Below are 11,469 nucleotides of genomic sequence, written 5' to 3' on the forward strand. Positions count from 1 at the left end.
CTGACAAAGTCAGAAAAAGTATGAATCATATGAAAATTTCATTGTTAACAGATATTGGGCAGAAGCGCTCAAATAATCAAGATTATATCAATAAATTTGATAATAAAAGTGGGATTACTCTCATTATTTTAGCAGATGGGATGGGAGGTCATAGAGCTGGAAATATTGCCAGTGAAATGACTGTCACTGATTTAGGCCGTGAGTGGGTTAATACTGATTTTACTGAACTTAATCAGATAAAAGATTGGCTCATTTCCATTATTGAAATTGAAAACAAAAAAATCCATGATCTAGGTAAATCAGAAGATTATAAAGGGATGGGAACAACTATTGAGGCAGTGGCTATCGTTGATAAAAACGCCTTGTTTGCCCATGTCGGTGATTCAAGAATCGGTTTGATTCGTAATGGCGAGTATAATCAGCTAACAAGCGATCATTCTTTGGTAAATGAACTCGTTAAAGCTGGTCAGCTAACTGAGGAAGAAGCTTCTGTTCACCCACAAAAAAATATTATCACCCAATCAATTGGTCAAGCAGCTCCTGTTGAACCAGATTTAGGTGTTCAAATTCTTGAAGAAAATGACTATCTCTTGATAAATAGTGATGGTCTAACCAATATGTTGCCAAATGAAACAATTGTGTCAGTATTGGAAGAGGATTTGAGCCTTGATGAAAAAACAGAAAAACTGATTGAAATGGCTAATGAAGCAGGTGGTCTAGATAATATCACCGTAGCTCTCGTTAAGATTGAAAGAGAGGAAACCTAATGATCCAGATAGGAAAATTATTTGCTGGGCGTTATAGAATCCTCAAATCGATTGGTCGTGGGGGGATGGCTGATGTTTATTTGGCAAATGATTTGATTTTGGATAATGAAGAAGTGGCCATTAAGGTCCTTCGAACCAACTATCAAACAGATCATGTAGCAGTAGCTCGCTTCCAACGTGAAGCAAAGGCTATGGCTGAACTGAATCATCCCAATATTGTTGCCATAAGAGATATTGGAGAAGAAGAAGGTCAACAATTCCTCGTAATGGAATATGTTGATGGCCCAGATTTAAAAAAATACATCAAAGAACACGCACCACTATCCAATCAAAAAGTGGTGTCGATTATGACGCAAGTCCTATCAGCAATGACACTTGCTCACCAAAAAGGTATTATTCACCGTGATTTAAAACCACAAAATATCTTACTCACGGCAGATGGTATGGCTAAGGTAACCGATTTTGGTATTGCTGTTGCCTTTGCAGAAACAAGTTTAACACAAACCAACTCAATGCTAGGAAGTGTTCATTACTTGTCGCCTGAACAAGCTAGAGGTTCTAAAGCAACCGTTCAAAGTGATATCTATGCCATGGGAATCATGCTTTTTGAGATGCTTACGGGTCATATCCCTTATGATGGCGATAGTGCTGTTACGATAGCCCTACAACATTTCCAAAATCCTCTACCATCTATCACAGTAGAGAATTTAAATGTCCCGCAATCACTTGAAAATGTTGTGATTAAAGCAACTGCTAAAAAACTTGAAAATCGTTATTCGTCAACAGTTGAAATGAATAGTGATTTAACCGCTGCTCTAGATCCAAAAAGAATCAAGGACAGAAAAGTTGTTTTTGAGCAACAGACAGATACTAAAGTTCTACCAAAATTCACTTCAAGTACAGCAACGATTCCTGCCAATCAATTGTTAAAAGCACAAGAAGAAACACAAGAATTAAAAGAAGAGACTAAAGAGAAAAAAGGTAAGAAAAACCCATTTTTATCAACAGCTTTGAAATTATTCTTTGGTCTGGTTATTCTAGCTATTGTTGGTTTTGCCTACCTTGTTTTAACACAACCTAGTACTGAAAAAGTACCTGACGTTGAAAATAAAACCTTAGCAGTTGCTCAAGACATGATTAGAGATGCAGGTTTTTCAATCGGAGAAATCAAGGAAGTAGAAAGTGAAACAGTGGAAGAAGGTCATGTTGTAAGAACTAATCCTTCAGCTGGAGTCAGTAGACGAAAAGGAACAGATGTTGATATCTATGTTTCTATTGGTAACACTACTTTTACGATGGAAAATTATGTTGGTCAACCTTATCAAATTATCGTGGACTCACTTGTTCAAAATTTTGGAGTCCCTAGAGATAATATTGTGATTAAAGAAGTTCCAACTACCGAGTTTGAAAAAGACATTATCGTAGCTCAAACACCTGCACCAGGTAAAACCTATAATCCAAAAGGCTCTTCTAAAATTACCTTGGAAGTAGCTGTCAATGACTCTATTACTATGCCAAATATTACCGGTGATACCTATGGCAATGCCCTTAATGTCTTGAAAGAACTTGGTGTTTCAACATCTCGTATTAAAACTTTTGTAGCAAGTAATGCTGGTTATGTGGAAGTTAAATCACCTCCAACATCTAGTTTGATTGTCGCCCAAGAACCCTACTATGGAGCAGAGATTATTTTATCTGCAAAAGATGATATCATCATCTACCTTCAACCAACAAATGATGAAGAAACAAGTAGAGCAACAACGGAGAATAAAACAACTGAAGCGCCAGCAACAGAAAGTCAAAGAACAACGACAACGATAGAAGAAACAACCCCTTCTCAAGAAGAAGCTACCCCATAACGTTATCTTTAGGTTGGTGCCCCTTGTTAGGGGTATCACCTAAAGATATTTTTTTGATGGGCAGAAGATGAATTTTTCTTGAATTTTTGTTAAAATGACAAAAATAGACTACCATGACATGAGGACTCCTATGAGAAAATTTCAAATTTTTTTAATTATTGAAAGTGTTTTAATTGCCTTAGCTTTTATGACAATTCTTTCAAATGATTTGACTGGTTTTGTATTGATTGTCGTATTGACTTTACTAGCTTTGAGATTTTATAATCGCGATAACCGCGGCAACTTTTTTTTAACAACAAGTGTTTTGTTATTCTTTTTAATCTTGATGCTAAATCCCTATGTGATTACTGCTATTATTTTGGCCATTCTTTACATGATTATTAATCATTTTTCACAGGTCAAGAAAAAAAATCGATATGCACTCATTAAATTTCAAGAACGTCGCTTATCAAGTAAACCAATGGCTAATCAGTGGATTGGAAACAACAATCATCTCAACTCATCTGTCTATGCTTTTGATGACATTAATATTATCCGATTAAGTGGTACAGATACTATTGATTTGAGTCAAGTCATTGTGACAGGACATGATAATATTATTCTCATCCGCAAAATTTATGGCCCCACTATTATCAAAGTTCCTATTGATGTTGGGATAAAATTAGACATTAGTAGTGTCTATGGCAGCATCCAATTTCTTGATTTTCCAGAGTATGATTTACGAAATGAGACGATAAAATTTCAAGAAAAAGATTATGAAGACTCTGTTAAGACTGTCAAAATTGTGATTAGTGTTATCGCTGGAAATGTTGAGGTGAAACGCATATGAAAAAACATACCGTTCTCCTTTTATTTCTCTATGCTATTATTGCGATTTTATCGATTATCTATATCATTTTTGATAGTTTAGGACTTGATATTGAACTGATAACAAGCAATCAATCAATCTTTATCAAGTTTATTTTTTCAACATTTTCTGTTATCATTTCTTTAACCTTCTTTTTACTAATTGTTTGGTTTATAATGGATGAATACAGTAAAAGACAATTGAATAATAACTTGAGACGTATTATTAATAATAAACCAATTGGTAAGCAAAGTAGCAGTGAGTTGGGAAATAACATTAGTCATTTATCTCATAAAATGAAGCATCTTGTTGCTAATTTACAAAGAACTGAAAATGCTTATATTCAAAACAGTGAAGAAATTGTTAAAAAAGAAAGACATCGTATTGCAAGAGATCTTCACGATACGGTCAGTCAAGAATTGTTTGCGTCAGCTATGATTCTATCAGGTGTTTCTCAAAATATTGATCAGCTAGATAAGGAAAACCTTAAGAATCAGTTATTAACCGTAGAAAGCATTTTAACAGATGCTCAAAATGATTTGCGTGTGATGTTGTTACACCTAAGACCAACGGAGTTGGAGGATAAAACACTTTCTGAAGGATTTGCCATGATTTTACAAGAATTAACGGATAAAAGTGGCATAAAAGTGGTCTATAAGGAAAACATTAAACAATTACCTAAAGCCATAGAAGACAATCTCTTTAGGATAGCACAAGAATTTATCAGTAATACCTTAAAACACGCCAAAGCCAGTCAATTAGAAGTCTATCTCAATCAAAAAGAGTCTGAAGTGCAATTGAAAATGGTTGATAATGGCCAAGGTTTTGATGTTGATCAAGCAAGAAGTCTTAGTTATGGTCTTAAAAACATTGAAGAACGCGTTGATGATTTAGCAGGAACACTTGATATTAAAAGTGCTAAAGGAAAAGGAGTATCAATGGACATTCGTATGCCATTGATGCAAGAAGGAGAACAAGATGAGTAAGATAAAAGTCATTTTAGTTGATGATCACGAGATGGTAAGACTTGGCTTGAGCAGTTTTTTAAATATGCAACCAGACATAGAAGTTGTTGCAGAAGCAAAAAACGGTCGTGAAGGAGTCAGTCTTGCCATAGAAAAAAAGCCAGATATTATCGTTATGGATTTGGTTATGCCTGAGATGGATGGTGTCAAGGCGACACTAGAAATTTTAAAAGAGTGGAAAGAAGCTAAAATCTTAGTGCTTACTAGCTATCTTGACAATGAAAAGATTTATCCAGTAATAGAAGCTGGTGCTAGAGGCTATATGTTGAAGACATCAAGTGCTGTTGAAATATTACATGCCATTAAAAAAGTATATAATGGTGAGCTAGCTATTGAGACAGAAGTTGATAAAAAATTCAAACATCATAAAGAGCATCCAGAACTTCACGATGACTTAACAGCTAGAGAAAGAGATATTTTGAGTCTTTTAGTGAAAGGTTATGATAATCAAACGATTGCTGATGAACTCTTTATCTCCCTAAAGACTGTAAAGACACATGTCTCAAATATTCTCTCAAAATTAAATGTTGATGACCGCACTCAAGCTGTTGTCTATGCCTTTCAGCATCACCTAGTACCTGAGGATGATTAATAGAAGTATAGGAAGAACAAAGGAGAAACATGGATTTAAAAATAAAATACAAAGCAAAGAAAATAAAAGCAGTCTTTTTTGACATAGACGATACCTTGCGAGTCAAAGATACTGGCTATATGCCAGAGTCGATCAAGACAGTTTTTCAATCATTGAAAAAAAAGGGCTACATCACAGGTATTGCTTCAGGCAGAGCTCTTTATGGCGTTGTTCCAGAAATTCAAGCTCTAAAACCTGATTATTTTATAACCATTAATGGTGGTTATGTTGAGACTGCTACAGGAAAAGAAATTTTTAAAAAACCCATTCCTAGAGAATGGGTGGAAGCATTTGTTAAGTGGTGTCAAGCAGTTGGTATTGATTATGGTTTTGTTGGTTCAAAAAAGGCAGTGGTATCTAAAAGAACAAGTCTTATTGATGATGCCATGATTCCAGTTTATGGTAAACTAGATGTTGTTCCTGATTTTTATGAGACTAATGATGTTTTTCAAATGTGGACGTTTGAAGATATAGGTGATAGTCTTACATTACCTGATGATCTTTCTGATAATTTAAGACTGATTAGATGGCATAAGAATTCTTCGGATGTTGTGATTAAAGAAACATCAAAAGCTTTAGGATTAGCCAAAGTGCTTGAAACTTTGGATTTAAAACCAGAGAATGTTCTTGTGTTTGGTGATGAAAAAAATGATTTAGAAATCTTTGATTATGCTGGCATGACAATCGCTATGGGTAATGCTATTCATGAAATTAAGGAAAAAGCAGATTATATTACAGAAACAGTAGAAGAAAATGGTATTTTTAATGCCTTGGAGGAACTAGGAATGGTAGAAAAAACATTACACTTCCCACAGTTAGAAGTGGAAAATAGTGAAGGGCCTGTGGCCGTTATTAAAACAAACTTAGGTGATTTAACTCTTAAATTATTTCCTGAACAAGCCCCTAAAACAGTTGCTAATTTTATTGCACTGAGTAAAGATGGTTATTATGATGGTGTGATTTTTCATCGTGTGATAAATGACTTTATGATTCAAGGTGGCGATCCAACCGGAACTGGTATGGGTGGAGAATCCATTTATGGCGAACGTTTTGAAGATGAGTTTTCAAAAGAATTGTATAATCTTCGTGGTGCTTTATCGATGGCCAATGCCGGACCAAACACTAATGGCAGTCAGTTCTTTATTGTACAAAATAAAACCTTGCCATATAGTCCAAAAGAGATGGTAAGAGGTGGTTGGCCTGAAGAAATTGCTCAAGCTTATACCAAAGGAGGAACCCCTCATTTAGATAATCGACACACTGTGTTTGGTCATCTGTTAAATGAAGAGTCTTATGAGGTGTTAGACAAAATTGCTGGTGTTGAAACAGGACTAGCGGACAAACCTACACAAGATGTGACTATTTTAACAATAGAGGTTAATGATTGATGAAAATCGGTGAAAAACATAAGGGGGTTATCACTGGGATTAAACCTTATGGTGCATTTGTCCATTTAGACAATGGCTTAGTCGGATTAATTCATATCTCAGAAATTAAGGCTGGTTATATTGATGATATTCATAAACTACTTAAAATTGGAGATGATGTACTAGCTCAAGTGATTGACTATGATGAATATAATCACAAAGTAAGCCTTTCTTTAAGAACCCTTGAAGAAGAAAAACAAGCAAAGAAACATCGCCATCGATTTTCTAATAGTCGCATTAAGATTGGCTTTCGATCATTAGAAAAAGAATTACCCCATTGGATTAATGAATCTCTTCAGTTTTTAAGAAATAAATAAAGGTTGTCGTTTATGACAACCTTTATTTATTTTATTGGAACAAACTTGTAGAGAGGTAACGTTCTCCAGTATCCGGTAGGATAGCTAATACTTTCTTACCTTCACCTAATTTTTTTGCAACTTCAATACTTGCAAAGAGAGCGGCACCTGCGGAAATACCAACTAACAACCCTTCTTTTTGTGCTGCATTACGAGAGGTTTGTAGTGCTTCATCTGTCGAAACAGTAACAATGCCATCATAACTCTTAGTATCTAGTGTATCTGGAATGAATCCTGCTGAAATACCTTGGATACCATGTTTTCCTTTTGGTTCACCAGAAAGCACAGCAGACTCTTTAGCTTCAACGGCATAGATAGCAATGTTTGGTTGCCATTTTTTTAGAGCATGAGAAACCCCTGAGATAGTACCACCAGTACCAACACCTGAAACAAAAGCATCTAGACCAATATCTTCAAAACTAGCAATAATTTCTGGGCCAGTAGTGTTTTCGTGAGCTGCTGGGTTAGCTGGATTATTAAATTGTGATAATGCCACAGCATTTTTTTCTTCTATAATTTCTTTAGCTTTTTGGATAGCCCCCGGCATACCATCGCTACCAGGTGTTAGAACTAACTCAGCACCATAGGCTTTAATTAATTTTTGTCGCTCAACACTCATACTATCAGGCATAACAATAATAACATGATACCCTTTTGCGGCACCAACAAAAGCAATACCAATACCGGTATTTCCACTAGTTGCTTCAACGATAGTATCTCCTTCTTTCAGAAGACCATCTTTTTCAGCTTGATTAATCATTCCTAAAGCAATACGATCTTTAACAGAGGAACCAGGATTGAAAGATTCTAATTTAACATAAACATCGGCAGCTCCTTCAGGAACCAACTTATTCAATTTGACAATTGGTGTATTCCCGACAAGTTCAGTAATATTGTTATATAGTTTAGTCATAAAATATTCTCCAATCTTTTTAAGCTTTTATAGAATAACATATTATCACTATCAAAATGGAATTTCAACAATTTGGCTTCCCTCCTTTGAAGTAGTTATTTTACCATTGTAAAATTCTGTTAAACGAGAAAGAGTAGCGTCAACATTTTCTTTTTCCAAGTATATAAAAGTTGTAACATTAGCTAAAAATTCGGTATGGTATTCTTGTAAATTTTCAGCTTCTAAAAATTGAGATAGGGTTTGATATTGGGCATAAGAAAGCTCAATTTTGATCCCTTCTAATTGTTTGACTTCAACCTTACCCAATTGGCTGATGGCTTCAGAAACACTACCAGCATAGGCTCTGATTAACCCTCCAGCACCCAACTTAATACCACCAAAATAGCGTGTCACTACAGCAACAACATTAGTCAGATTATTCTTCTCAAGAACGGTTAGCATAGGAACACCTGCCGTACCACTAGGTTCACCATCATCACTACTTCGTTTGATGAGACTATTGTCACCAATAATCATGGCAGAACAAGAATGAGTGGCCTTATAGTGTTTCTTTTTAACGTCATTAATAAAGGCTTTCCCCTCTTCTTCAGACGAAATACGCTTCATTTGGCAAATAAAGCGTGATTTTTTAATCTCTTGTTCGTTCTCACCGTTTTGCGCAATTGTTTTATAATTCATAGGTTTATTTTACCTCTTTTTAGTTTTTTTGACAAAAAAAGACGAATAAAGAAATGATGACCAATTTAGATGATTATTACGGTAGATTGTTTACCCAAAATACTTTACCAGAAATTGTAAAAGGACACGTGAAAAGCATGCCAGCAATGACAAAGAAAAATGGTGTTTATTATTGTCAGAGATGTGCCTCAACAGTTGAACAAGAAGCCTACCTACCTAACGGTGATTATTATTGTAGAGACTGTCTTGTTTTTGGTAGAATAAGTAGTTCAGAAAAACTTTATTATCTGCCACAAAAATCTTTTCCTAAAAAAGATTACTTAGACTGGCAAGGGAAGTTAACTGATTTACAAGCAGAAGTATCACAAAAACTATTAGTTGCCATGAAAGAAAAAGAAAATAGTTTGGTTCATGCGGTTACAGGAGCTGGGAAAACAGAAATGATTTATCCAATCGTTTCAAGCTCTTTAAAAAAGGGTCAAAGTATTGCTCTTGTAAGTCCTAGGATTGATGTCTGCCGTGAACTTCACCATCGTTTTTCTCGTGATTTTACATGTTCTATCAGTTTACTCCACAATGGTTCAAAACCTTATCAAAGAAGTCCTTTGATTGTTGCCACTGTCCATCAATTATTTAAATTCTATCATGCCTTTGATTTGATTATTATTGATGAAGTAGATGCTTTTCCTTTTGTTGATAACAGAAGTTTATATCAAGCAGTGACCAATGCTTTAAAAAAAGATGGTCTAACCATTTTTTTAACAGCAACGTCAACCGAAAAATTAGATAAAGAAGTGGCTCAAAAAAGGTTACAAAAAGTTGATTTAGCAAGACGTTTTCATGCCAATCCCTTAGTTGTTCCAAAACCTTTTTGGTTAAGCCAACTAAGAGAAAGTATTGTCAAAGGAAAATTACCCAGAAAACTGCAACAAAAAATAAAACAACAAGCAAAAACACGATACCCTTTATTACTGTTTATCCCAGATATCACACTGGGGAAACAATTATTAGAAGTGATGACCAGTTATTTTTCGGATGAAAACATAGCTTTTGTCACGAGTTTATCAGAAGATCGTTTAGAAATTGTTGAATCTTTTCGACAAGGAAAATTGAGGATTTTAATCACGACAACCATTTTAGAAAGAGGTGTTACTTTTCCATGTGTTGATGTTTTTGTCCTATTAGCCAACCATAAACTCTACTCAAAAAGTTCATTAGTGCAAATTGCCGGCAGGGTCGGACGTAGTAGTGAAAGACCCACAGGAGAACTTTTGTTTTTTCATGATGGTTTAAATATCAATATTAAAAAAGCGATAAAAGAAATTAAAATAATGAATCAAAAAGGAGGATTTTAATGACTTGTTTATTATGTCAAAAAGCAATGATGAATCAGATTAAACTAACTGATATTATCCTTCTTAAAAAAGAAATCCCAACGATTTGCACAGAATGCTCATCACAATTTACCAAACTATCCGACTGCCATTGTATGACTTGTTTCAAAGAAGGCATTTCAGGAATTTGTGATGATTGTCACCGCTGGCAAGAAAAAGGCAGTAAGCCATCACATCAAAGTTTGTATCTCTATAATGAAGCCATGAAAGGTTTTTTTGGTCGCTATAAGTTTGAAGGAGATTATCTTCTTAGAAAAGTTTTTTCAAATCAAATAAAACTGTTTTTAAAAGGATATAAAAGCTACACTATTGTCCCTGTTCCAACAAACAAAGAACGATTTTCCAAAAGACAGTTTAACCAAGTAACAGGATTCTTAGATGATGCTAAAGTAACTTATGAAGACATACTAATAAAAAAAGACGGTATTGCCCAATCAAAAAAATCAAAAAATGAACGATTAACAGCACTAATGGGATTTGAAATAAAATCAAAGGTCAAAATACCCCAAAAAATTTTATTAATTGATGACATTTATACAACGGGTGCAACTGTTTTAGGCATTCAAAAGTTACTCTATCAAAAAGGTGCTAAAGAAGTGATTAGTTTTTCACTAGCAAGGTAATTTAAAACTTGCAAATATCCATGAAAACGTTATAATATAAGTAAAGGTAACGCTTATTAATAGAAAAGAGGTATAAGTATGATTAAATATAGTATTCGTGGGGAAAACATTGAAGTAACAGATGCTATACGCAACTATGTCGAAGCAAAAATTTCAAAAATTGAAAAATACTTTAATGAAGAACAAGAATTAGATGCAAGAGTCAATTTGAAAATTTATCGTGAAAAAACATCAAAAGTAGAAGTTACCATTCCATTAGGATCTATCACGCTAAGAGCAGAAGATGTATCACAAGATATGTATGGTTCAATTGATTTAGTGGTAGATAAAATTGAACGCCAAATTCGTAAAAATAAAACTAAAATTGAAAGAAAACATAAAGAAAAATTACCTTCACATGAAGTTTTCTCTTCTGTTTTTGAGGCAGAAGAAGTTGAAGAAGCACCTGTGTCAAAAATTGTGAGAACAAAGAATGTCACTCTAAAACCTATGGATGTTGAAGAGGCTTTGTTACAAATGGAACTACTTGGACACGACTTCTTTATCTATACTGATGGAGATGACAATACCACAAATGTCCTTTACCGTAGAGAAGATGGACAAATTGGCCTTATCGAAGCAAAATAATTCAAAAATAATGATATATCCTTCTCACCGAGTCTACTTGGTGAGAAATTTTTATAAAAAAGCGACAAAATGTATTGACAAAGCTTAGCTGAGGTGCTAGAATATAATAGTTGTCTCGAAAGAGCATGACCTTTGAAAACTGAACAAGACAAGAAACCAAACGTGCAGGGTTATGAAAGTAACCTGTCAAAAAATAAGAAGCAATAAATCTGTCAGACGACAGTAATGAGTAAAGACTCAAACTTTAATGAGAGTTTGATCCTGGCTCAGGACGAACGCTGGCGGCGTGCCTAATACATGCAAGTGGAACGCATTTTGATCA

Annotated in this window: 12 protein-coding genes and 1 rRNA gene; 11 read left to right on the forward strand and 2 right to left on the reverse strand. The window is 34.6% G+C overall.

The features are described 5' to 3' along the window. Window positions 1-29 precede the first annotated feature (29 nt). The 7 genes from N7659_RS03005 (at window position 30) to N7659_RS03035 (ending at window position 6,873) form a co-directional block, all read left to right on the forward strand. Entirely contained in the window at window positions 30-767 is a 738-nt protein-coding gene (locus N7659_RS03005) for a Stp1/IreP family PP2C-type Ser/Thr phosphatase (RefSeq protein ID WP_263275760.1), read from the forward strand. Then, window positions 767-2,626: a Stk1 family PASTA domain-containing Ser/Thr kinase gene (gene pknB, locus N7659_RS03010; protein WP_263275743.1), complete on the forward strand. Its 1,860-nt coding sequence runs from the start codon at window positions 767-769 to the stop codon at window positions 2,624-2,626. Before N7659_RS03005 ends, pknB begins: the two co-directional genes overlap by 1 nt. Before the next feature lie 130 nt (window positions 2,627-2,756). Continuing rightward, window positions 2,757-3,455 (forward strand): cell wall-active antibiotics response protein LiaF, encoded by a 699-nt coding sequence (gene liaF, locus N7659_RS03015; protein WP_263275744.1) that lies wholly within the window; start codon window positions 2,757-2,759, stop codon window positions 3,453-3,455. Further along, window positions 3,452-4,459 carry a sensor histidine kinase gene (locus N7659_RS03020; RefSeq protein ID WP_263275745.1) on the forward strand — a complete coding sequence of 336 codons (1,008 nt, stop codon included), beginning with the start codon at window positions 3,452-3,454 and terminating at the stop codon, window positions 4,457-4,459. The genes liaF and N7659_RS03020 overlap by 4 nt, the downstream gene beginning before the upstream one ends. Next, the gene (locus tag N7659_RS03025) at window positions 4,452-5,090 is read left to right on the forward strand and encodes a response regulator transcription factor (protein ID WP_263275746.1); all 639 of its coding nucleotides are present in this window, start codon (window positions 4,452-4,454) and stop codon (window positions 5,088-5,090) included. Before N7659_RS03020 ends, N7659_RS03025 begins: the two co-directional genes overlap by 8 nt. A 29-nt stretch (window positions 5,091-5,119) precedes the next feature. Further along, window positions 5,120-6,517 (forward strand): Cof-type HAD-IIB family hydrolase, encoded by a 1,398-nt coding sequence (locus N7659_RS03030; protein WP_263275747.1) that lies wholly within the window; start codon window positions 5,120-5,122, stop codon window positions 6,515-6,517. Continuing rightward, a complete protein-coding gene (locus N7659_RS03035; protein ID WP_263275748.1) occupies window positions 6,517-6,873 on the forward strand; it encodes a S1 RNA-binding domain-containing protein in 357 nt (118 codons plus the stop codon). Before N7659_RS03030 ends, N7659_RS03035 begins: the two co-directional genes overlap by 1 nt. A 31-nt stretch (window positions 6,874-6,904) precedes the next feature. Here the strand turns inward: N7659_RS03035 and cysK are convergent, their stop codons facing one another. Continuing rightward, entirely contained in the window at window positions 6,905-7,825 is a 921-nt protein-coding gene (gene cysK, locus N7659_RS03040; protein ID WP_263275749.1) for a cysteine synthase A, read from the reverse strand. Between the two features lie 51 nt (window positions 7,826-7,876). Beyond that, the gene (locus tag N7659_RS03045; protein ID WP_263275750.1) at window positions 7,877-8,503 is read right to left on the reverse strand and encodes a YigZ family protein; all 627 of its coding nucleotides are present in this window, start codon (window positions 8,501-8,503) and stop codon (window positions 7,877-7,879) included. Between the two features lie 56 nt (window positions 8,504-8,559). Between N7659_RS03045 and N7659_RS03050 the strand changes: the two genes are divergently transcribed. From N7659_RS03050 to N7659_RS03065, 4 genes are all read left to right on the forward strand, one after another. Next, the gene (locus N7659_RS03050; RefSeq protein ID WP_263275761.1) at window positions 8,560-9,858 is read left to right on the forward strand and encodes a DEAD/DEAH box helicase; all 1,299 of its coding nucleotides are present in this window, start codon (window positions 8,560-8,562) and stop codon (window positions 9,856-9,858) included. Next, a complete protein-coding gene (locus N7659_RS03055; RefSeq protein WP_263275751.1) occupies window positions 9,858-10,520 on the forward strand; it encodes a ComF family protein in 663 nt (220 codons plus the stop codon). The genes N7659_RS03050 and N7659_RS03055 overlap by 1 nt, the downstream gene beginning before the upstream one ends. Window positions 10,521-10,598: 78 nt before the next feature. Next, the gene (gene hpf, locus N7659_RS03060; RefSeq protein WP_263275752.1) at window positions 10,599-11,147 is read left to right on the forward strand and encodes a ribosome hibernation-promoting factor, HPF/YfiA family; all 549 of its coding nucleotides are present in this window, start codon (window positions 10,599-10,601) and stop codon (window positions 11,145-11,147) included. A gap of 243 nt (window positions 11,148-11,390) precedes the next feature. Continuing rightward, window positions 11,391-11,469, forward strand: a 16S ribosomal RNA gene (locus N7659_RS03065); the annotation flags it as partial.

It is taken from the genome of Streptococcus sp. CSL10205-OR2, assembly GCF_025660655.1.
Taxonomy (GTDB): Bacteria; Bacillota; Bacilli; order Lactobacillales; family Streptococcaceae; genus Streptococcus.

Coding starts and splice junctions, on each gene's coding strand:
- N7659_RS03005 (WP_263275760.1), top strand. CDS start 30: ATGAAAATTTCATTGTTAACAGATATTGGGCAGAAGCGCTCAAATAAT.
- pknB (WP_263275743.1), top strand. CDS start 767: ATGATCCAGATAGGAAAATTATTTGCTGGGCGTTATAGAATCCTCAAA.
- liaF (WP_263275744.1), top strand. CDS start 2,757: ATGAGAAAATTTCAAATTTTTTTAATTATTGAAAGTGTTTTAATTGCC.
- N7659_RS03020 (WP_263275745.1), top strand. CDS start 3,452: ATGAAAAAACATACCGTTCTCCTTTTATTTCTCTATGCTATTATTGCG.
- N7659_RS03025 (WP_263275746.1), top strand. CDS start 4,452: ATGAGTAAGATAAAAGTCATTTTAGTTGATGATCACGAGATGGTAAGA.
- N7659_RS03030 (WP_263275747.1), top strand. CDS start 5,120: ATGGATTTAAAAATAAAATACAAAGCAAAGAAAATAAAAGCAGTCTTT.
- N7659_RS03035 (WP_263275748.1), top strand. CDS start 6,517: ATGAAAATCGGTGAAAAACATAAGGGGGTTATCACTGGGATTAAACCT.
- cysK (WP_263275749.1), bottom strand. CDS start 7,825: ATGACTAAACTATATAACAATATTACTGAACTTGTCGGGAATACACCA.
- N7659_RS03045 (WP_263275750.1), bottom strand. CDS start 8,503: ATGAATTATAAAACAATTGCGCAAAACGGTGAGAACGAACAAGAGATT.
- N7659_RS03050 (WP_263275761.1), top strand. CDS start 8,560: ATGACCAATTTAGATGATTATTACGGTAGATTGTTTACCCAAAATACT.
- N7659_RS03055 (WP_263275751.1), top strand. CDS start 9,858: ATGACTTGTTTATTATGTCAAAAAGCAATGATGAATCAGATTAAACTA.
- hpf (WP_263275752.1), top strand. CDS start 10,599: ATGATTAAATATAGTATTCGTGGGGAAAACATTGAAGTAACAGATGCT.